General features: G+C 63.4%; 22 protein-coding genes. 20 read left to right on the top strand and 2 right to left on the bottom strand.

The genetic code is table 11. The features are described 5' to 3' along the window. The first annotated feature begins 6 nt into the window (after window positions 1-6). The 6 genes from DT069_RS02825 to hypB are packed head-to-tail and all read left to right on the top strand — an operon-like array spanning window position 7 to window position 4,464. Window positions 7-288, top strand: a complete 282-nt coding sequence (locus tag DT069_RS02825; RefSeq protein ID WP_119458726.1) for a HypC/HybG/HupF family hydrogenase formation chaperone — start codon at window positions 7-9, stop codon at window positions 286-288. A gap of 9 nt (window positions 289-297) precedes the next feature. After that, entirely contained in the window at window positions 298-990 is a 693-nt protein-coding gene (locus DT069_RS02820) for a D-sedoheptulose-7-phosphate isomerase (RefSeq protein ID WP_119458725.1), read from the top strand. Beyond that, window positions 987-2,117 (top strand): hydrogenase formation protein HypD, encoded by a 1,131-nt coding sequence (hypD, locus tag DT069_RS02815; RefSeq protein ID WP_119458724.1) that lies wholly within the window; start codon window positions 987-989, stop codon window positions 2,115-2,117. Before DT069_RS02820 ends, hypD begins: the two co-directional genes overlap by 4 nt. Then, entirely contained in the window at window positions 2,114-3,181 is a 1,068-nt protein-coding gene (hypE, locus tag DT069_RS02810; RefSeq protein WP_119458723.1) for a hydrogenase expression/formation protein HypE, read from the top strand. The genes hypD and hypE overlap by 4 nt, the downstream gene beginning before the upstream one ends. Before the next feature lie 12 nt (window positions 3,182-3,193). Continuing rightward, complete coding sequence (locus tag DT069_RS02805) at window positions 3,194-3,532, top strand: hydrogenase maturation nickel metallochaperone HypA/HybF (RefSeq protein ID WP_119458722.1); 339 nt, start codon at window positions 3,194-3,196, stop codon at window positions 3,530-3,532. Further along, window positions 3,529-4,464, top strand: coding sequence for a hydrogenase nickel incorporation protein HypB (hypB, locus tag DT069_RS02800; protein ID WP_425449951.1), 936 nt, complete (start codon window positions 3,529-3,531; stop codon window positions 4,462-4,464). Before DT069_RS02805 ends, hypB begins: the two co-directional genes overlap by 4 nt. A gap of 101 nt (window positions 4,465-4,565) precedes the next feature. Here hypB and DT069_RS02795 read toward each other — a convergent pair whose 3' ends face one another. Both DT069_RS02795 and DT069_RS02790 read right to left on the bottom strand, forming a co-directional pair. Then, window positions 4,566-5,942 carry a PAS domain S-box protein gene (locus tag DT069_RS02795; protein WP_162912938.1) on the bottom strand — a complete coding sequence of 459 codons (1,377 nt, stop codon included), beginning with the start codon at window positions 5,940-5,942 and terminating at the stop codon, window positions 4,566-4,568. A 672-nt stretch (window positions 5,943-6,614) separates the two neighbouring features. Then, window positions 6,615-7,697, bottom strand: a complete 1,083-nt coding sequence (locus DT069_RS02790) for an endonuclease/exonuclease/phosphatase family protein (protein WP_162912937.1) — start codon at window positions 7,695-7,697, stop codon at window positions 6,615-6,617. A gap of 235 nt (window positions 7,698-7,932) precedes the next feature. Between DT069_RS02790 and DT069_RS02785 the strand changes: the two genes are divergently transcribed. The 14 genes from DT069_RS02785 (at window position 7,933) to DT069_RS02720 (ending at window position 20,928) form a co-directional block, all read left to right on the top strand. Continuing rightward, on the top strand, window positions 7,933-10,491 hold the full coding sequence (locus DT069_RS02785; RefSeq protein ID WP_425449950.1) for an AI-2E family transporter: 2,559 nt from the start codon (window positions 7,933-7,935) through the stop codon (window positions 10,489-10,491). Between the two features lie 470 nt (window positions 10,492-10,961). Beyond that, a complete protein-coding gene (locus DT069_RS02780; RefSeq protein WP_119458718.1) occupies window positions 10,962-11,402 on the top strand; it encodes an ABC transporter permease subunit in 441 nt (146 codons plus the stop codon). 654 nt (window positions 11,403-12,056) lie between these two features. Beyond that, window positions 12,057-12,329: a hypothetical protein gene (locus DT069_RS02775; protein ID WP_119458717.1), complete on the top strand. Its 273-nt coding sequence runs from the start codon at window positions 12,057-12,059 to the stop codon at window positions 12,327-12,329. 161 nt (window positions 12,330-12,490) lie between these two features. Continuing rightward, on the top strand, window positions 12,491-14,053 hold the full coding sequence (locus DT069_RS02770) for a potassium/proton antiporter (protein WP_119458716.1): 1,563 nt from the start codon (window positions 12,491-12,493) through the stop codon (window positions 14,051-14,053). A 210-nt stretch (window positions 14,054-14,263) separates the two neighbouring features. Beyond that, window positions 14,264-15,226, top strand: a complete 963-nt coding sequence (locus DT069_RS02765; protein WP_119458715.1) for a zinc metalloprotease HtpX — start codon at window positions 14,264-14,266, stop codon at window positions 15,224-15,226. 191 nt (window positions 15,227-15,417) lie between these two features. Continuing rightward, window positions 15,418-16,467, top strand: a complete 1,050-nt coding sequence (locus DT069_RS02760) for a glycosyltransferase family 4 protein (RefSeq protein WP_119458714.1) — start codon at window positions 15,418-15,420, stop codon at window positions 16,465-16,467. Window positions 16,468-16,663: 196 nt separating this feature from the next. Beyond that, window positions 16,664-17,131, top strand: coding sequence for an Hsp20 family protein (locus tag DT069_RS02755; protein WP_119458713.1), 468 nt, complete (start codon window positions 16,664-16,666; stop codon window positions 17,129-17,131). A 194-nt stretch (window positions 17,132-17,325) separates the two neighbouring features. After that, the gene (locus tag DT069_RS02750) at window positions 17,326-17,856 is read left to right on the top strand and encodes an ETC complex I subunit (protein ID WP_425449949.1); all 531 of its coding nucleotides are present in this window, start codon (window positions 17,326-17,328) and stop codon (window positions 17,854-17,856) included. A gap of 12 nt (window positions 17,857-17,868) precedes the next feature. Continuing rightward, a complete protein-coding gene (gene rpoZ, locus DT069_RS02745) occupies window positions 17,869-18,180 on the top strand; it encodes a DNA-directed RNA polymerase subunit omega (protein WP_119458712.1) in 312 nt (103 codons plus the stop codon). After that, window positions 18,177-18,512, top strand: a complete 336-nt coding sequence (locus DT069_RS02740; protein ID WP_119458711.1) for a hypothetical protein — start codon at window positions 18,177-18,179, stop codon at window positions 18,510-18,512. The genes rpoZ and DT069_RS02740 overlap by 4 nt, the downstream gene beginning before the upstream one ends. A 69-nt stretch (window positions 18,513-18,581) precedes the next feature. Further along, a complete protein-coding gene (locus DT069_RS02735) occupies window positions 18,582-18,947 on the top strand; it encodes an SPW repeat protein (protein WP_119458710.1) in 366 nt (121 codons plus the stop codon). A 583-nt stretch (window positions 18,948-19,530) separates the two neighbouring features. Then, window positions 19,531-19,968 carry an Hsp20/alpha crystallin family protein gene (locus tag DT069_RS02730; protein ID WP_162912935.1) on the top strand — a complete coding sequence of 146 codons (438 nt, stop codon included), beginning with the start codon at window positions 19,531-19,533 and terminating at the stop codon, window positions 19,966-19,968. 14 nt (window positions 19,969-19,982) lie between these two features. Further along, window positions 19,983-20,408, top strand: coding sequence for an Hsp20/alpha crystallin family protein (locus DT069_RS02725; RefSeq protein ID WP_119458708.1), 426 nt, complete (start codon window positions 19,983-19,985; stop codon window positions 20,406-20,408). Between the two features lie 19 nt (window positions 20,409-20,427). Further along, a complete protein-coding gene (locus tag DT069_RS02720) occupies window positions 20,428-20,928 on the top strand; it encodes an Hsp20/alpha crystallin family protein (RefSeq protein WP_119458707.1) in 501 nt (166 codons plus the stop codon). The last annotated feature ends 26 nt before the right edge of the window (window positions 20,929-20,954 follow it).

Below are 20,954 nucleotides of genomic sequence, written 5' to 3'. Positions count from 1 at the left end.
GCGCCGATGTGCCTTGGAATCCCCGGCCGTATCGTGAAGATCGACGACGCATCGCGGAAGCTTGCCACCGTCGATGTCGCCGGCGTGAAGCGCCAGATAAACATTGCTTGCATCGTGAACGATGCGCACCCTATCGATGCCTGTGTGGGCGATTGGGTGCTGGTTCATGTTGGATTCGCCATGGCCCGGATCGATGAGCAACAGGCGGAGGAGACACTCAGGATTCTGAAGGAGCTCGGCGAAGCACAGGAGCAGCTGGAGGCGATGCGGCTTTCAGCAGCCGGATAGGCGGTCGTCATGGCAAGCGAAGACCATCTCAGAAGCCTCTATCCTTTTCTGCACGGCCAGTCGCAGGAGCCGGTGAAGCTCGACGCGGCCCTTCTGCAATCGATCATGCAGAAGGCCCGCGACTCGCGTGAAGCCAACGACCGCTTCTTTTCAGAACAGGCGCCGATCCTCGTCGCGGCGGCAAAGGCGCTTGCGGCGGTTTATCGTTGCGGCGGCCGCCTGTTCTCGATGGGGAATGGCGGATCGAGCTGCGATGCATCTCATGTTGCCGTCGAATTCCTCCATCCTGCCACGGCGGGACGTCCGGCGCTTGCGGCCGTCAACCTCGTGGCCGATATGGCGATGATTTCGGCAGTCGGAAACGATGTTGGCTTCGAGCACGTGTTTGTCCGTCAGCTTGTCGCCCAGGCCCGGGCCGCGGATGGCCTGATCGGCATCTCAACAAGTGGCAATTCGGCAAACCTCATCGCGGCCTTCGCCAAGGCCAAGGAGATAGGGTTGACGACGATCGGCCTTGCCGGCGGCGATGGCGGCAGGATGAAGACGTCTGGCGTGGTGGACCATTGCCTCGTCGTGCCGACGACGTCGATCCATCGCATCCAGGAATGCCATGTCGCCGCCTACCATATCCTATGGGATCTCGTGCACACGCTGCTCGCCGACGACCGCGGCTCGGCGACGACCAAGGAAGCGCTGGGGTGAAGTACGTCGACGAATTTCGTGACCGTGGGAAGGCCGACGCTCTTGTCGCCGAGATCGACAAGCTCGTCTCGACCATCGATATCGCCGCACGCCGGCCGATCCATATCATGGAGGTATGCGGCGGGCATACCCATTCGATCTTCCGTTATGGCGTCGAAGGCATGCTGCCCAAGGAAATCCAGTTGATCCACGGGCCAGGCTGTCCCGTTTGCGTTCTTCCCATGGGGCGCGTCGATGATTGTATCGCCATCGCCGAACACGCGAATGTCATTTTCACGACTTTTGGCGATGCCATGCGCGTACCGGGCTCTCGCAAGAGTCTATCGCAGGCGAGGGCCGACGGCGCTGATGTGCGAATGGTCTATTCACCCATGGATGCACTGACGCTCGCTCGCAATAACCCAGATCGGGAGGTCGTGTTCTTCGGATTGGGCTTCGAAACGACAATGCCATCAACGGCGCTGACGGTGCTGCAGGCCGAGAGCGAAGGCATCGCGAACTTCTCTGTCTTCTGCAATCACATCACGATCGTGCCCACCATCAAGGCCATCCTCGACAGTCCTGATGTGCATATCGACGGCTTCCTGGGTCCGGGCCACGTCTCGATGGTGATCGGCACGGCGCCCTACGAATTCATAGCGCAATATTACCGCAAACCATTAGTCGTCGCCGGCTTCGAGCCGCTCGATGTTCTGCAATCGATCTGGATGGTGCTCAAACAGATTAGAGAGCAGCGTGCAGACGTCGAAAACCAATATGCGCGCGTCGTGCAGGGTACCGGCAATGTGGCGGCCCTTCAGGCGATCTCACGCGTTTACGAACTGCGGCCGTTCTTCGAATGGCGTGGTCTCGGATCGATCGATCACTCCGGTGTAAGGATCCGTGACGAGTACGCGCGCTTCGATACCGAAAGGAAATTTGCGATACCCAATGTCAGGATTGCCGATCCCAAGTCTTGCCAATGCGGTGAGGTGCTCAAGGGCGTCATCAAGCCGTGGCAGTGCAAGCTGTTCGGCTCCGCTTGCACACCGGAGACTCCGCTTGGCGCATTGATGGTGTCGTCCGAAGGCGCCTGCGCCGCATATCATCAATATGGCGGCTTCAAGAAACAGGCGGGGGCGGCATGAACGAAATGCCGTTCCGTCGTGCGCGCTCGCTCGGGAAAGTGAATGTGCCCGCGGTGACGCTTGCCCATGGCGGTGGCGGAAGAGCGATGAAAGATTTGATCGACGACGTTTTTATCGTCGCGTTCGATAGCAGCTTTCTTGCACCGTTGGAGGATCAGGCACGCTTCGATCTCGCGGAACTCGCCGTCTACGGTGACCGGCTCGCTTTCACCACGGATTCCTACGTGGTCGACCCGTTGTTTTTTCCCGGCGGCGACATCGGCAAGCTCGCCGTCTGTGGCACTGTCAATGATCTCGCTGTCGGCGGCGCCATTCCGCTCTATCTCTCCTGTGCGGCGATCGTCGAAGAGGGGGTTTCCATCGACATGCTGCGCCGGATCGCACGGTCGATGGCGGAAACAGCGAAAGGCGCCGGCGTCCGCATCGTCACTGGCGACACCAAGGTCGTGCACAAGGGGGCCTGCGACAAGCTCTTCATTACGACATCAGGCGTCGGGATTATCCGCGAGGATATTCGCCTCGGCGTGGATTTAGCGCACCCGGGTGATGCGGTGCTCGTAAATGGGCTCTTCGGCGATCATGGAGCAGCGATCCTGGAGGCACGTGGCGAGATGGCGCTCGAAACTCCCATTGCGAGCGATTGCGCCCCGCTGCACGATCTGATCGCAACACTCCTGGCCGCGGCGCCGGGTGCGCGCTGCCTGCGAGATGCGACACGAGGCGGGGTGGCGACGGTCCTCAACGAAATTGCGGAAGCCTCTGACGTTGGCATCGAGATCGATGAGGAACACCTCCCGGTTCGCGAGGAAGTCAGGGGATTCTGTGAAATCCTGGGGCTCGATCCTCTCTATTTGGCCAATGAGGGCAAGATCGTCGCAGTTATCCCGCCGGAGGAATCGGAAGCGGCGTTGGCAGCAATGCGTGCGCATCACCTGGGAGAGCGAGCCACCATTATCGGCTGGATTACCGACGGCGAGCCTGGCCGGGTCGTAATGCGCACCGTATTGGGCGGCCAACGTATCGTCGATATGTTAGTCGGCGAGCAGTTGCCGCGGATCTGTTGAAAGGCCGATGTCGTGCACGAACTCGGGATCAGCCGCAACATCGTGGCTATTGTCAGCGACGCCGCCAAAGGCCGCCGTGTGCGCCGTGTGACGCTCGAGATCGGCAAGCTGTCGGGCGTGATGACCGACGCCATCCTCTTCTGTTTCGACGTCGCGGCGCACGGTACGGTTCTTGATGGCGCCACCCTTGAGATCCGCGAGATCGAGGGCCGCGCTCGCTGTATGACGTGCGGCGCCGAATTCGCCGTTCCGACATTTCTCACGGCCTGTGCTTGCGGATCGCGACGGCTGACGCACCTTGCGGGCGAGGAGCTGAACATCAAGACGATGGAACTCGAAGAGGTGGCATGATGTGCGAAGATTGCGGCTGCGATAGCGGAGCGAAGACGGTCGCTGTCAACCTTCAGACCGGGAAGGTGACCGCCTTGGACGGCGAGCGCCACGCTTCTGGCCAGGGCCATGGGCGTGAGCATGTTCATGCTGATGGCACACGCCACAGCCACTCGCATTCTCATGGCACACATCACGTCCATACTCATGCCCGTGCCGATGGTCCGGACCGTGATCGCGCTCCAGCGCATGATCACGATCATGAGCATCAACACACATCAGCTCCGCTGGTCGATCTCGGCATCCGTGTTCTTGCAAAGAATGACGCGCTCGCGGCCCGCAATCGCACTTGGCTTGCGGATCGCGGAATTCTGGCGCTCAACCTGATGAGCGCCCCTGGCGCGGGAAAGACGACTTTGCTCGAGCGCACCATCCGCGACATGAAAACCGGAGCATCTCTGTTCGTTCTTGAGGGCGATCAGGCGACGGCGAATGATGGCGAACGCATCCGCGCCGCCGGCGCAGCTGTGGTGCAGATAAATACCGGCACCGGCTGTCACCTCGATGCCGACATGGTGGCGCGCGGTCTGCTGGAGCTGAACCCGAGCGCAAACTCGGTCGTCGTAGTCGAAAACGTAGGTAACCTGGTCTGCCCTGCACTTTTCGATTTGGGCGAGCGCCGCCGGATCGTGATTCTTTCGACAACGGAAGGTGATGATAAGCCGCTCAAATACCCGCACATGTTTCGTGCCGCTGATCTGATGCTCGTGAATAAGATAGATCTCCTGCCGTACGTCGAGTTCGACGTCTCGCGTGCCACCGCCAATGCACTGTCGGTCAATCCGGACATCTCGGTACTGGGCGTATCTGCCCGAACGGGAGAGGGCTTGGATGCCTGGTACGCGTGGCTTCGCCAGGAAAAGTCGGCTGCCTGCGAAGCGGCAGCTGTCTAGGGTTAAAAGTTGGAGCAGCGAACAGCGCGAAAGATTTTGGCTACAGTTTCCGATAAAACCGGCCAACGGCAAAGAATAAATGAAAATAGTTCGGTTCCGAACTACATTTTCATGGACATCAACGGCACATCGAGTGTCCAAAGGACACCGCCAGGGTTGAAGATCAGCTTGGCTTCGCCTCCAAACTCGGGGCCGAAACTTTCGGCGATCACCCGTGAGCCAAACCCTTTACGACTTGGTGGCGCCACGGGCGGACCGTTGCACTCCTTCCAACTTAACCGAAAGCGTGCGTCCGCGGCGCCACCCGTCACAGTCCAAGCGATCGAGACGGTACCGACATCGTTGGATAGCGCACCATATTTGGCCGCGTTGGTGCAGAGCTCGTGCAGCGCCATCGTGATTGCGAGGGCGCTCTTCGTGCCAAGATCGATTCGTGGCCCGTTGCGCTGTATGCGCCGAGTGTCCGAGCTATGTATGGCTGTCGCGCCCTCAATCACGTCCACAATGGACGCGTTGCCCCAGCGCGTGTGTGTCAGGAGGCTATGGGCATGGCTCAAAGCAAATAGGCGCGCACTGACCGACTGGATGGCCTCCTGGGGCGTTGAGGAGTTGCGAAGCGTTTGGCCGACGATCGCCTGCGCGATGGCCAAGGTATTCTTTACCCGATGCCCCAGCTCACGGTTTAACAGCTCCTGGTGTACGTTGGCGTTCTTACGCTCCGTTACATCGACAAAAGTACAAACCGCGCCGGTGATCTCCCCGTTGCGCACAATTGGACGCACCCGATACTCGACAGGAAAGCCTTTACCATCGAGGCGAAAGAAGACCTCGTCGGTGACGTGCGCATGGATTCCGTATTGTGCCGCCCTGTAGATGGGGCATTCCATCTTTGGGTAGGGGGAACCATCCGCGCGAGAATGGTGGATGGTATCGTGCAGATCCCTGCCGATCACATCTTCCTCCCGCGCAAAGCCGAGCATACGCAAGAAGGCCGGATTGCAGAGGATTGTCTTCCCGTCGCGATCGACGCAATAGAAGCCGTCGGCGGCCGAGTCCAGCAGTAAGCGGAGATCGGCCTGGGTCCGATTCAGCGCCCGTTCAGTTTCCTTCCAGGCAGTGATGTCCTGGGTGATCGCAAGGACATATTGGGGTTTTCCTTCCGCATCTCGCCCCACGGACACGCTGTTATTGACCCACACACAAGAACCGTCGGCACGATTGTAACGCTGGTCGATCGTCAGAGACGTTCCCGTTTCAATCACTTGAATAAACGCATCAAGGACTTTCGGAAGATCGTCAGGATGGGTGAAATTCTCTATTCGAGCGTCAAGCAGTTCCTGACGCGTGCGCCCGAGTATTTCGCAATAGGGGTCATTGACCAGCAGGTAACGACCAGTCATGTCCAATTGCGTAACTCCGACAGCCGCCCGATCTAAGATTTCGGCCAGATCTAGGCGTTCCCGCAATGTAGCGCTCACCTCGCCAATTCCTGCCTTATTCAACCAAATCACATAACTAAGTCCCCTGTAGCCCACAGCGTCAAGCGGCAGCTTTGGAACTCGTTCTTTGCGATGGTGTACTGAGAGTCCAGTAAATCGGCTGAGGGCCAGTGGTCATGGTATGCGGGTAATGTTGGACGTCACCGATCCTGTCGAAAGGAAGCGCATCATGATCAAGCGGGAGAGATAAATCCGAGCCGATCGATTGAAAGCGCTGCTGTCTTCGGACGCGGATTACCTGCGCGTAATGGTCGAGACCATGGACCATCGTGCAGGCTCCCCCTGAGGTGAAAAGGACAGAGGCGCTTGGCGCCGAAAGGCAAGTGCACGGTGGGATAGCCGGATCGCCGCTCCGGCCACTGCGCCCGCTCGCTGATCGCGTGGGAAAGCTCGACGGGGGTGTGGTATGAGGCCACTATCCGCTTGCCGGATGGAGCACGCCCTCGAAGCGGCGGAATCCAGATTGACGGCTCCGGCATGTCTCACGTCCGGCCCTCACGGCCACCGTATACTTGTTCGGTATTGGTGGTTGCACTCCCGGATTTGAACCTGCATAGCAGGTCGATCTACTCGGCTATCAGCCGACCTCGGCGCAGCCAGGGCGTTTTTCGGTAAAGGGGGAATTGGGCCCCCACAACCAAATCTCTCTTTTCATTTGTGCCGTCGCGCGGCGGCCGCATGCTCGCCCTCGGAGATCTTCCCGGCCGCTTCCTCGAGGTCGCCGGCTTCGACATGCGGAGCGGCGGGCCGGGCCCCGTCGGCGCCCGGATCATGGACGAGCTCGGCGAAGATCGGGAAGTGATCCGAGCCGAAGGAGTCGAGTACCGCCAAGCGCTTCAGCCGGAAGCTCGCATCGTGGAAGATATGATCCAGCGGCCAGCGCGCCAGCGGGTAGTTGGCATTGAAGGTCGCGTAGAGCCCGCGGCCGACGCGCGGGTCGAGCAGGCCGCTGATCCGCTGGAAGAGCTTGGTCGTGTGCGACCAGGCAACGTCGTTGAGGTCGCCGATGACGATGGCCGGACGCCTCTCGCGCCGGACGGTCTTGGCGACCGTCAGCAGCTCGGCGTCGCGTTCCTCGACGTCGTTGGCCGGCCGCGGCGGCTCCGGATGCACGCAGTAGAGGTCGACCAGCGCACCGGAACGCAGCCGGGCGCGGGCGAAGATCGAGGGGATGCCCGGGGAGACCAACTCACGGATCTCCGTCTCGGTTAGCTCCAGCCGGGAGAACAGATGCATGCCATAGGTGTTCTCGAGGGGGTGGCGGACCGCATAAGGGTAGCGATCCGCGAGCGCTGCGATCTGCCGGTCCCACCATTCGTTGGTTTCGACTGCCAGCACCAGATCGGGATCCGCCGTCCGTACGACGCGTAGAAACGCCGCGCTGTCGCGGTTGTCCTGGAGCACGTTGGCGATGAAAAGGCGCAATCCGTGGGCCGGAGCGGCGTCTCGGGCTGGGAGCGACTGCACACGGTGAAAGCGTGTGTAGGGACGGATGCGGTAGAGCTGCCAGCCGAGACAGGCAAGGGTGGCCAGGAAGAGGGCGACGTTCTCCGCCTCGGCGAGATCGAGGAGAGCGCCCTGCGACGCCGCGGCCAAGGCCAGCCCGACAGCCATCTGTAGCCGTGGAAATTCCCAGATCCGAATCCACCATTTCGGGCTCTTCAGGACGGCAAGGAGCGTGAGTCCCACCAGGAGCAGGGAGACGGTCCACATCGTGGCGGCAACGGCGGCCATTAGACACCTCCGGTGACGGCGGGCCTGCGGATGATCTTGTCCGGTCAATGAGCTGAACACCGGATCGCGCCGCCGCGTTGCGTTCGCCCGGCGTCCTGGATGGCGCGGGATGCAACGCAAATGTACGTCCCGTGTTAATCCACCAGCAGGCGCGCACCGGCCCGGGTCGGAACCGATCGGCCACGGCACGTCGAAAAACCGCGCGCCCGGATCGATCACCACATGGGAGATATCGATGGCAACACTGCCCGGGTTCGGGCCGTCCATGCCGCCGGAGCGTGATGCGGCGGCGCCCGGTCAGGCCGGCTCGGCGGTCACGACGGCGGTCGTCGTCGTCATTGCCATCGCCGCGCTGTACTTCGGGCGCGACATCATCATCCCATTCGCGCTAGCAGTTCTCCTCAGCTTCGCGCTGGGGCCGATCGCCACCCGTCTCAGGCGGTGGGGACTGGGCCGGGTGCCGTCCGTGCTGATCGTGGTCCTGGTCGCCTTCGCCGCGATCGCCGGCTTCGCGGCTCTAGTCGGCAGTCAACTCATTCAACTGGCCGACAACCTGCCCACCTATCAGCACAACATCCTGGCGAAGATCCGATCCTTGCAGTCGGCGGCGCCGAGCGGGGGCATCATCGATCGCGCCTCCACCATGCTCGAAGAGCTCGGCAGCGAGCTGTCCAGCGGAGCGGGTGCGGCGGCCGGAGCGCCGGTCGACGGAGAAGCCGGCCGGGAGGCAATGGCCGTCCGCATCGAGGAGACGGCGCCGACGCCCTTCGAGGTCATCGAGAACATCGCCGGGCCGATTCTCGCCCCGATCGGCACCGCCGGCCTTGTCGTCGTCTTCGTCGTCTTCATGCTGCTCGAGCGCGAGGATCTGCGAAACCGCCTCATCAGGCTTGTCGGCGGCGGCGATCTGCATCTGACCACGGAGGCGCTGGACGAGGCGGCGCGCCGGGTCAGCCGCTATCTGCTGATGCAGCTCATCGTCAATGTCACCTATGGGGTGCCGATCGGGGTCGGCCTCTATCTCATCGGGGTGCCGAATGCGCTGCTCTGGGGCGTGCTGGCGACCGTGCTGCGTTTCGTTCCCTATATCGGTCCCTTCATCGCCGCGCTCTTCCCGATGGCCCTCTCGATCGCCGTCGATCCCGGGTGGAGCTTGCTGTTCTTGACCGTGGCCCTGTTCCTGACCGCCGAGCTGATCAGCAACAATGTCGTCGAACCCTGGCTGTACGGATCGAGCACGGGTATGTCCGCGATCGCCGTCATTCTGGCCGCGATCTTCTGGACGACGCTCTGGGGCCCGGTCGGCCTGCTCCTGGCGACGCCGCTGACGGTGTGCCTTGCGGTCATGGGCCGTTACGTCCAGCCGCTCCGGTTCTTCGACGTCATGCTCGGCAGCGATCCGGTGCTCGCGCCGGAGGAGGGCTTCTATCAGCGGATGCTGGCGGGCGACCCGGAGGAAGGCGAGGAGATTGCCGAGACCTTCCTCAAGACTCGACCGCTGTCCGCCTTCTACGACGAGGTGGCGCTGCCGGCCCTGCGACTGGCCGAGCGGGATCGTCAGCGCGGGGTGCTGGTGGGCGAGCGTCGCGCGGTGGTGACGGAGAGCTTCCAGCGGGTGGTGCGTGAGCTCGCGGATCGGGAGGACCCGGAGGAGGCACGGCTCGCGGCGGTATCGCATCAGGGCGCGCCTCCCGTGGAGGCGCCGCCGACGCCGGCCGTCCCGTCGACGGGAAGGCCAGTTCTCTGCATCGCCGGACGAACGGGGCTGGATTGGGTCGCGGCGGCGATGCTGGCCCAACTGCTAGAGCGGCGCGGGATCGGTGCCCGCCCGCTGCCGGCGGAGGCGGTCAGTCCCGAGGGGGCGGCGAGCCTGGAGTCCGAGGGCGTCGCGTTGGTTTGCGTCTCCTATCTAAGCGCGTCGGCCGTACTGCATGCGCGTCAGGCATGCCGCCGCCTGCGACGGCAGTTTCCCGAGGCGGGAATTATGGTCGGGCTGTGGAACGTAGCGGCCCAGGACCACCGGAGAGACGCCGGGACGGACGAAGTTCCGGCGGATGTCCTTGTTACCTCGCTCGTCCAGGCCGTCGATCGGATCGTCGAGTACGCGGCAACCCCGATCGAGGCCCCGATGGTGCCGTCGCCGATCCCGATACAGGAGGAGGAACGCCTGGCGGAACTCAGGAGCCTGAACTTGCTCGATACCGACCCGGAGGAGGCGTTCGACCGCGTGACACGGCGCCTTGCCAAAGCCTTCCATGCGCCGATCGCACTGCTGACCCTAGTGGACGACTATCGGCAGTTCTGGAAATCCGCGACCGGTCTTCCCGAGGATCTGGCCGTGGCGCGCCAGGCACCGCGGGAGACGTCGATGTGCGGCCATGTGGTTGGCCTCAACGATCTCCTCGTGATCGAGGACACGCTCAAGGACAAGCGGTTCGCCAACAATCCCTTCCTGCGCGAGCGGGGCATCCGATTCTATGCCGGAGCGCCGTTGCGGACCTCCTGCGGCCGCGCCATTGGTTCGCTGTGCGTCATCGACATCGAGCCACGGACCATCACGGACCGCGAACGGGCCCTGCTGCAGATGATCGCCGACGAGGTGATGGCGGAAATCGAGAAGCGCCGGACGGTCTTCGATGCGAGCGGGGAGGGCGGCCCCGGTGGCACGGAACCATCGGCCGGTGGCGGGTCTCCCGAGGCGGCGCCCGAAGCCGCGCGGACCTGCGCCGGAGGCGGAGAGGCGATACCGCCGGCCTGGATCGGTCGCCCGGCACACCAGGTGGATTCGATGTAGACGGCCTCTTGTTACTTGGTAGTTCGGGGTACCTGGAGCCTCTGCTGATCTCGAGGCCGGAAGGGAGCGTTCGATGAGTCTGCTCGATGTCGCCGCCAAAGCGGGTCAAACGGCCTCGCCCTTCTGTCGGACGATCCAAGTGTCGAGGCGTCGAGACCTTCAGTGATGGTGCCGACGCCGGTGGTTCCCCAATCGCGCATCATTTGGCTCCATTAAAAAGCCTATCCGGCGGCGCAGCAGGTTGAGGCTGCACGCAGCGGGAGAGAGCGGCCGCGCTGCAATTCAATCATCTCGTGTTTCCGATCTGGGACGTTGAAGGAAGCGTCGGCTTCTTCCGCGATCTGCTCGGCCTGCCGCTGATCGACGTTCACGATGGCGACGAACCGTCCCGGAAGAGCGGGCCGGCCGGCTGAGTGGTGCCTGCATGGCCCTTGGCGGCAGTGCGCGACGGAGAGGACGTTGCCCACGGCATGGGCGTCAATATCTTCCGCGTCAAGATCATAGCCTTCATGATCACCGCCGCCGTCGCGGGCCTGGCCGGGGCCTTCTATGCCAACTATGTCGGCGTCCTCGCCCCCTCCATGCTCTCCATGAACGAGATGGGGCTCATCGTAGCGATGGCCGTTGTCGGCGGTCTCGGCCATCGCTACGGCGCGCTCGTCGGCGTTATCGCGATCCGTCTCATCGAACACGTGATCCGCGGCTTCGGCGCCGAATACACGCTTGTCACGATTGCGGCGCTTACCCTTTTCGTCGTTCTGTTCTTCCGCGAAGAGCTCATCGCAGCCTGCGAGCGCCTCGTCCACCGGATCATACCTGCCCGATCCCGCTGGAGCGATGCAGGCCGGGAGCCGCAAAATCCGAACAATCGGCCGGGCGGCGTGGCTGACGCCGGTGTCGTCAACCGATGAGATTTTCGGTCTTCTGGCTGAAGGCAACGCTCTTTCGCGCTGTTGTGCTTTGGCGTCGTCGAAAGCTTCTTGACCGGGATGGGGGCATTCCTGACGAGTGCTGCTCTGGGTACTGGCCTGAACGGAGTGGCAACCGCTCGCCGGAGCGAAATACCGGGCGTCGCCCAAGGTGCCGGGAGTAGTGAAACGGATGCCGGGCCTTAACAGAGATCGGTGGAATTTCGGGCGCGTAGAGGAGCAGCAGGTCGTCGGGTTACGGGCATTCGAGCAGCCGTAATGATCGCGGCTGATCTTGGAGAAGCCGCCGCCGCCCCTGCATTTGAGGAGCCCGGAGAGCAGATAGACCGGCCGCCGCGCCCGTTCCGAGCGGATTCCCCTGCAGTCCGCCGTGAGGACGGCGCGGGTCCCCTCTGCGTCAAGGGGCTGGGTGTGGAGCGCGATTCCCGCTAATCGCGCGTTGGCTTTGGCCGCGCCGACCACGAGCAGAACCTCGAAGGTGACCGCCTGAAAGACGGGCTGGAGCGCAACTAGCTTGGTGAGGGCTCCGGATAATCGTCCGGTGAATATTCTTGCAAGGGGAGGGACGAAAGATGCGCACGCACAGATCGGCGTCGCGGATGTTCGGCGGCTTTGCGGCGATATCGAGAAATCAAAGTGACCGAGATCGTTGAGACAGGCGCGACGGCACAGGAGCTAGAAGAGGCCTTCGCCTGCCTGCACGGCAACGACGATGTGATGGCCGAAGCCCAGCGGCCGCTATCGGGGCGCGCCGCACAGATCTACGATATTCTGGCACCCGCAATCGATCTCGACGAAGAGGACTGTCCGGCCTGCGGCCAATTGGCCTCGAGATTTGCCCCGCCGGCTTGGCTCGGCGGGGGGGGCCTCGTCGTTCGTCTCGCCACCCGCCGCTCCCGGAGATCCTGACGCCAGATTCACTGTTCCGGAACCACCAGCGATCGCCATCTTGCAACATTATCGATAAAGACGCACATCGCCGTCGACGGCCCACCAGTGAGCGTTATGCCGGTGGCGCCAACCCAATCATTGGAAGCAAAGCGAATGCAAGGCCACCGGAGTAGCGGCCCATGGCGGGCATCGGCTTCATCAATAGCCTGATCCTTCTGGGTGCCGTCCTGACGCTGGCCGGCATGCTCTCGAGCGTGGTGGCGTTTCGTATCGGCGCACCAGTCCTCATTGCGGTTCTCGCTGTCGGAATGCTGGCCGGGCGAGAGGGGTTGGGACTTGCCGTGACCGATCACCGGCTGACATTCCTCGTCGGCTCCCTCGCGCTCGTCGTCATTCTGTTCGATGGCGGGCTGCGGACGCGGCTCGCCACCTTCCGGCTGGCACTCTGGCCATCGGTCCTGCTCGCCACCGCAGGCGTCATGGCGACGGCCGGGATCGTCGGGTTCATCGCGGCAGCTGTCCTCGGCCTGTCGATTCTCGAAGGCCTCCTGCTCGGTGCGACCGTGGCATCGACCGATGCCGCGGCTGTTTTCTTCCTCTTACGCGGGCATGGGCTACGGGTGGCAAGGAGGGTCGAGGCCGTGCTCGAGATCGAGTCGGCGACGAACGATCCGATCGCCGTGTTCCTGACTCTCGCATTGATCGAGCTGCTGCTGGCAGCACAGCCGGTCGGCCCCGAAACTTTCCTGCTTGACCTCCTTCTCCAAGCCGTGCTCGGGACGGCCGTGGGTGTCGCCGGCGGCTTTGTGACCTCGTGGGCGCTCAACCGGTTGAGGCTGCCGAACGGTTTGCTCCCGCCCTTCGCGCTCGTGAGTGCGGTCGCCCTCTACGGGACCGCCGCGGTCCTCGGCGGCAGCGGCTTTCTCGCGGTCTACCTCGCTGGCCTAGTCGTGGGCAATCGGCCGATGCCGGCGGGCACGCGGATTATCATCTTCCATGAGGCGATGGCTTGGTTCGCCCAGGTGGCAATGTTCCTCGTCCTGGGGCTCCTCGTCACACCCTCGCACCTGATAGGCCAATTTGTGCCGGCTCTTGCTGTAGCCGGCAGCCTCATGCTGCTGGCGCGACCCGTTGCCGTTTGGCTGTGTCTGGCACCCTTCGGCTTTCATTGGCGGGAATGGGCCTTCACGTCGGCCATGGGCCTACGCGGTGCGATCGGGATCTTCCTGGCCTCGCTTCCGATCCTCGCAGGCGCTCCTCGGGGCGAGGCCTACTTCAATGTCGCCTTCTTCGTCGTGCTGATCTCGCTGTTGCTGCAGGGCTGGACTGCCACACCGATCGCTCGCTGGCTCGGGCTCGTCCGCCCGGCGGCGGCAGAGCCGCGGCGCGTCGATCTCGATCCGCCGATCGACCTGCCGGAAGAAATGGTCGGCTATCCGGTGGTCGAGGGTGCGCCGATTCTCGAGGGACAGACTCTCCCAGACGGGGCGAGGTTCGCGCTCGTCCTGCGTGGCGATCGCATTCTTCTGCCGGCGGAAGCGGGCGCCCTTGCCGCGGGCGACTACGTCTATGTTCTCGTCTCGACCGCCAATCTGACGACGCTCGACCATCTGTTCTCCATGAGCGCGCCTTCCGACGTGGCTGTGCCCGAGGTTCGACCGCGAGCCGGGCTGCGGCACCTCGATGCCACGGGGCTGTCGGTGCAAAGCAGCGCGCAGTCACATGATGCCGAGGTTAGCTGATGGGGCTTCCCCAATCGGCTCGCTCGGCGGTGCCGTATGGCGCGCGGATGGTGGCGAGCCGGTCGCGGCCATTCAGTTGCGGCGTCTACCGGCTCCAGCGCTCGTCGACCTCGCGTTGCACTAAAGCGTTGGCGAGCACCGGCGACAACGCGTCGTTGAGGGCTATATACCGCCTGGGGGCCGGAGCTTCAGGAGGTGAGGAAGGATAAAATGACGCGACCGTTGAACGAGGCGGAGCGCCGCCGTCACAGGCGGCGCAATCTCGCCCAGTCGGCTGTCCTGCTCGGTGGCATGATCGCGCTTCTGTCGGCTTGCGGCTGGATCGTGGCGGGTGTCGAGGGGGTTCTGTGGGCCGCGCTGGCGAGCGGCCTCAGCCTGGCCTTAAGTCAGAGCATCTCGCCCCGCCTGATCTTGCGCCTGTACGGTGCCCGGCCGATCAGCCCTCACGAGCTGCCGGTCCTGTTCGATCTGCTCGCCAGAATCAGCGAACGTGCCGGGCTGCAGCGACCGCCCGAGCTCCATTATGTTCCAAGCCCGATGTTGAATGCTTTCGCGGTGGGCAGCCGCGATGCGGCTGCCATCGCGGTTACGGACGGGCTGCTGCGCTACCTCAATAGGCGCGAGCTCGCCGGTGTGCTGGCCCACGAGGTGAGCCACATCCGCAACAACGATCTCTGGATCATGGGCCTTGCCGACGCGGTCAGCCGGCTGACGGGCATGATGTCCATCTTTGGCATTATGCTTCTCCTGGTGAGCTTGCCGCTCCTGCTCACCAGCGCCGTGCAGGTGCCGTGGCTGCTGGTCGCCCTGTTGATGATTGCCCCCACGATCGGCAATCTCCTCCAACTCGCGCTATCGCGCACGCGAGAGTTTGATGCGGACATCGATGCCGCCGGTATCACCGGCGACCCACGCGGCTTGGCCGCCGCGCTCGCCAAACTGGAGCGATTCCAGGGCGGTCTGATGGAACGCCTGCTTCTGCCGGGGCGCCGCGTCCCCGATCCGTCGCTGCTGCGGACGCATCCCACGACGGAGGAACGGATCAACCGCCTCTTATCGCTGGAGCAGCGTTCGGATCGGATCGACGAGGAGGGGTGGCCGATGGTGATCCCGGACCGCTTCATTCCGCACCGGCGCGCCCCGAGCTGGCATATTACGGGGTTGTGGCATTGACGGCGGTGCATTGGGGTTCGCACCCGCGATCCTGATCGGGGCCGCCATGACAGTCGCCGACATCGGATGGGGGCGCCGCGGCGTGCCGGGTAGCGCTTTCTCCCGCGCGTCCTTGTACCGCGCATCTCTTCAACAACGCCGCAACTGCACCTAGATTTTGCCCGGTTTCCTTGAGATGGAGGAGGTTGGACATGCGCATTGCCCAAGTCGCCCCGCTCGCCGAAGCCGTGCCGCCGAAACTCTACGGCGGAACCGAGCGGATCGTCTCTTATCTGACCGAAGAACTCGTGGCGCTCGGCCACGATGTCACCCTGTTCGCCAGTGGCGACAGCCAGACTAGCGCCAAACTCGAGCCTATCGTTCCGCGGGCGCTCCGGCTTGATCACACCGTCCGGGATCCTCTGGCGCCACACGTTCTGATGATCCATGAAGTTGCATGTCGGGCGCATGCGTTCGATGTGATCCACTTCCACATCGACCACCTGCACCTTCCCGTGTTCCAGGGCCGAGGCGTGTCGTTCCTGACCACGCTTCACGGCCGGCTCGACCTGCCGGAGATTGCCCCCCTGTTCCGGGCCTTTCCCGACGCATCGTTCGTCTCCATTTCGGATAGCCAGCGCCGACCGGCCCCCTTCGCAAACTGGGCCGGCACGGTCCATCACGGGCTACCCGATAGCGGACTGCGGCCATCCCTCAGGCATGACGGCTATCTTGCGTTCCTCGGCCGGATCTCGCCCGAGAAGGGGCCGGACGCCGCAATCCGAATCGCACGGGCGGCCGGCCTGCCGCTCAGAATCGCGGCCAAGGTCGATGAGGCGGACCAAGTCTATTTCGAGACGGTCGTCCAGCCGCTGCTACGCGAGCCCGGTGTCGAGTTCGTGGGCGAGATCTCGGAACGTGACAAGGCCGCATTCCTGGGCGGCGCGATGGCGCTGCTCTTCCCGATCAATTGGCCAGAGCCCTTCGGCCTCGTGATGATCGAGGCGATGGCCTGCGGCACACCCGTCATCGCGTTTGACCGCGGCTCGGTACCCGAGATCGTCGAGGATGGTGTCAACGGCTTCGTCGTCGAGGACGAGACGGGGGCGCTTGCCGCGCTCGCGCGCCTCGATGGACTCGACAGGGCGCGTGTCCGGCAGGCGTTCGAGCGGCGCTTCTCCAGCCGCCGCATGGCGCAGGACTACCTCCAGCTCTACCGGCGGCTCGCAGCGGACCAGGCGCCGCTACTGCGCGCGGTCTGACGCGGAGTATCGGGACAGCGAGGGCGCTCGGTAGGCCACCGGAAAGTGTGGAATTGGCGGAAGGAGATCTTGACACAGTGACAGCGCCTCCCAAATCGAAAATCGCCGAAAGCTCACAAGGGATTCGGCATGGTTGAGCCGGGCACCCGGTGCCCGGTGTCGCTTGTATCCATGTTGCTCAAAGGAGGATGTGGCTATGAGGACGTTTGACTTCGATTTTGCTCCGCTCTATCGGTCCGCCATCGGATTCGACCGGATGATGGACTTGGTCCAGTCGACGCTGCAGTCGGAGCCGAGCGACAACTATCCACCCTACAATATCGAGAAAACCGGTGAGGACGCCTATCGCATTACCCTGGCGGTGGCGGGCTTCGGGCTGAACGAATTGACGCTGACCCAGCAGCAGAACACGCTTCTTGTGGGTGGCCAGAAGGCGTCGGAGAACGGCGCTGAATACTTGCATCAGGGCATTGCGGCCCGTGCGTTCGAACGGCGCTTCAGCCTGGCCGACTTCGTCAAGGTGACCGGCGCCCAGTTGGAGAACGGTCTGCTCTCCATCGATCTCGTGCGGGAGGTGCCGGAAGAGATGAAGCCGCGCCGGATCGCGATCGGGACCGGCGGCACCGGTGGTAAGCCCAAGGCAATCGAGCAGAAGGCGGCCTGACGAGGCTCCAGCCAGCGGCGCCGACAGTTTCGTCCTTGGGTTTGCCAAGGTGATCGACGACCCGTCGGCTGCCGCTGGCTCGGGCCGCTGCCCATTGTAGAGTGGTGGCTAGGGAATCTCATCGAGCGCTCCGGCGGGTGCGTATGGCCCGCAGAGCGTTGGTCCTTCGCCCTATTGAAGGGGAGGGGTAGGCCATGCAAGCGAGAAGAGAGGACGATCGAACTGATCCAAGAGAGTATGTCTCCTGCTACGGCATCCAAATGCGTGGCATGGGAGCATTGGAAGGTCCAGCCGGGCGCGTGTCGGCGAATGACGTTGGCCCGCGTCTGAGAGGGTCATCGTTTCCGCCCGGCACCGTTGCCTCGATTTACCGGCCGGCACGCGCGACGACGACCGCGGGCAAGGCGAATAGCCGCCATTGGGTGCTCACCTTCGAGCCGCGCGCGGCACCATTCATCGAGCCGCTCATGGGCTGGACTGGCGGCACGGACACGCTGCAGCAGGTAAAGCTAAAGTTCCCGAGCAAGGAAGCGGCGATCGCCTATGCTCGACGCCAGGGGCTTACGGTCTTTGTCCGGGAGCCGAGTCTCTTCAAGGGCTGCGTCTGCCCGTACGTCGACAAGTCCAGGGCCACCTCTGTCGGGTGGGCATTGGATCGGCTTCCCGAGAAGCCGGGCGAGGAGGCGACCCAACCGTCGGCGAGTACTCGGCCGCTGGCGGCGTGACGGAGGTGCGCCATGGCGCGGATCACCGTCGAGGATTGCCGTAATGTCATCACCAACCCATACGAGCTGGTGCTGCTCGCGGCCGAGCGTGTCGGCGCTCTCGAACATGGTGCCGAGCCGCTGGTGGAGCCCGGGCGCGACCACTGGACCGTGATCGCCCTGAGGGAGATCGCCGCGGCGCGCCTCGACCCTGAGCGGCTTCGCGACGACCTCCTGCGCCGGTGGATGAAGTCGAGACGTGCTGATGGCTTCGATGAGCCAGAAAACACGGTCGAGGGCTGGGGGATCGTGGCGCCTGGGGATGCAGGGGAGGAACAGCGATGAACGTCTATGATCCACGCGACTGGCAAGGATCGAGGAACGGCGATCCCACCGATCCCAACATCGACTCTCTGATCCGGTGCGGACTCGCGGTGGCGCTTTGCCTCTGCCTCGCCTCGTTCTACCCGTGGGAGCTGGTGCCGGCGGTTTTGAGCCTCTTTCTACTGCTCGCAGCTCTTGGGATCAGTTTGGTCGCGACGGTGTGCGAGGAGCGGCTCGATCCACCGCACCTGAGCCGCTGGGACGAAGCCGCGGCGTGCATGGCACTGAGCCTGCTCCTCAAGATCCTGTTTCCGGTCCAGCCGCTCGCGCAGGCTGCGGCGGCCGGACCTTGAGCCGACCCGGTGCAAGGATCGGCTCATGCCGTGAACTTTTGGCAACATTCAGGAGAATGGAGGTCAATCATGACGAACCTGACGAAACGGAAAGAAGAACTTCTGGACTGGAGCAATCTCGTGCTGGCGGTTGCTTTGTTTCTCGCGCCGTGGCTCCTGGGATTTGCGGACGCCACGGCTTCCGCTTGGAACGCCTGGCTGAGCGCCGCAGTGATCGCGGGCCTCGCCTTGGCCGCGATCCAGGCGTTCGCCGAGTGGGAGGAATGGGGCAGCCTGCTGCTTGGCGCCTGGGTCGTGGTCTCGCCCTGGCTCCTGGGTTTTGCCGGCATCGCAGCCGCGCTCTGGACTCATATCGTCGTGGGCGGGCTCGTCGTGGCGGTGACTGCCTGGAGACTATGGCTGATGCATCGGACACCGCCACGCGTAGCGGCCTGATTGCCAGCGGCGGATCGGGGGTGCGGCTCCCCGGTCCGTCGCCCTAGCGCCGGGTTGCAGACCGCAACGATCGCCGAGTGCTTCACGTCCGACCTTTCACACCATCATGCACCAGTCATCGTGCTCGCCGCGGCACCACCCGCATGGCGAACGGCGCCACCTGTCCCGGTGCTCAGCCTTCATAGAGATTTGCAATCATTACCGAATTTCTTAGCCCAAGGGTTCTGACGCCCTCTTGAACGGGCATCTGCCGCACCCACATCAACTTTGCCGGATGCCGATTTTGGGTCCTGGCACGGGGAACGAAGGCTTGACCGTATGGTGGGCCGGAGTGCGGTTCATATCGCTTCGCGACAGGAGGATGTGGTCCGGTGTTGTTGCCCGAAACCCTCTCTCTCGCATCTCGCGAGCTTGGCGAGCGACCGCAGTCGGCCCGACATAGCGAGCGCTCCCGGCGGCTCCGCCTGTCATGCCATCTTCTCCCAGCTTGCCGCGACTCGCGTCGGCATCCCCTGACCGGGCGTGCGCCTGCATGGCCCCGCCCGACACCGGTTGGTAGCGAACGAACCGAAGGAGGATGCAGATGATGTTGTCGGAACTCAGCCGCTTCGGGCTCGACCCGTTTCTCAAGATGCGGCACATGCAGGACGATATGAACCGTTTGCTGTCCGGGCTTGGCACGGCGACCGCCCAGGCGTTCCCGCCGATCAACCTCTGGCTTGGCGAGAACAGCGTGGTTGTGACCGCCGAACTCCCCGGCCTGTCCTGCGACGATGTCGATGTCACAGTGCGTGAGGATACGCTCACACTGCAGGGCAAGCGGGAGCCGAAGGTGGAAGGCGAGAACGCCGCCTGGCACCGTCGCGAGCGGGCCTACGGCAGCTTCTCGCGGTCGGTGCAGTTGCCCTTCCGGGTTGATCCCGACCAGGTGCAGGCGCGCTTCGCCGACGGCCGGCTTGAGATCGAGTTGCAGCGACCGGAGGCGGATCGGCCGAAGAAGATCCAGATCAAGGCTGCATAAGGGAGGATGACACCATGGCCAAGGAACTGAACAAGACTGACAAACAGCTCAAGACGGTGGAGCAGAAGGTTCCCCGTGCGATCGATGGCGGTGAGCGGACGCACGCACGGGCGGTGTTCGTGCCGCGGACCGACATCTATGAGACCGAGGAGAGTATCATTCTGCTCGCCGAAATGCCCGGGGTCGCGCCGGACGCGGTGGACATCACTCTGGAGAAGCGGCTGCTGACCATCCACGGCCATGCGGGCGACCAGGAGCACGAAGGGTACCGGCAGATCTATGCCGAGTACGCCGAAGGCGATTACGAGCGGGTCTTCACGCTCTCCGAGGATATAGACCAAGATCGCATCGAGGCGTCGCAGAGCGACGGCATTCTGCGCCTGGTACTGCCAAAGGCCGAGCCCGCCAAGGCGCGGAAGATCCAGGTCAAGGCGGCTTGATTGCAAAGGAGGCGCAACCATGCAGATCAGAGACCTGATCCCGTGGGGCGACAAGGGAACCGACCTTGCGAGACGCGAGGACGACAATCCGGTCCTGGCCCTGCAGCGGGACGTCAACCGAATCTTCGAGAACTTCTGGAAGCGCTTCGACCAGCCCTTCGGCACTCTCGATCGGGGCTGGGGCATGACCGGTCCGCATGCGGACGTTGCCGAGACGGAGGATAAGGTCGAGGTCTCGGTGGAGCTTCCGGGCTTGGAGGAGAAGGATGTCGACGTCGCAGTGACGGACGATGTCCTGACCATCAAGGGCGAGAAGAGGGCCGAGCGGGAGGAGAACAAGAAGGGCTATTATCTCTCCGAGCGCTCCTATGGTTCGTTCTACCGCTCGATTCCGCTGCCCCCCGGTGTCGATACCGATAAGGCCAACGCCGAATTCAAGAAAGGCGTGCTGACGGTCACCCTGCCGAAGACACCCGAGGCGCAGGCGCGGGTGAAGAAGATCGAAGTCAAGGCCAGCTAACCCTCGAGGCGGACTGATTGGTAGCG

Origin of the sequence: Virgifigura deserti (assembly GCA_003576685.1) — a bacterium.
Classification (GTDB): domain Bacteria; phylum Pseudomonadota; class Alphaproteobacteria; order Dongiales; family Dongiaceae; genus Virgifigura; species Virgifigura deserti.
The sequence above is the reverse complement of the archived record's forward strand: the minus strand, read 5'-3'. Positions and strand labels throughout refer to the sequence as shown.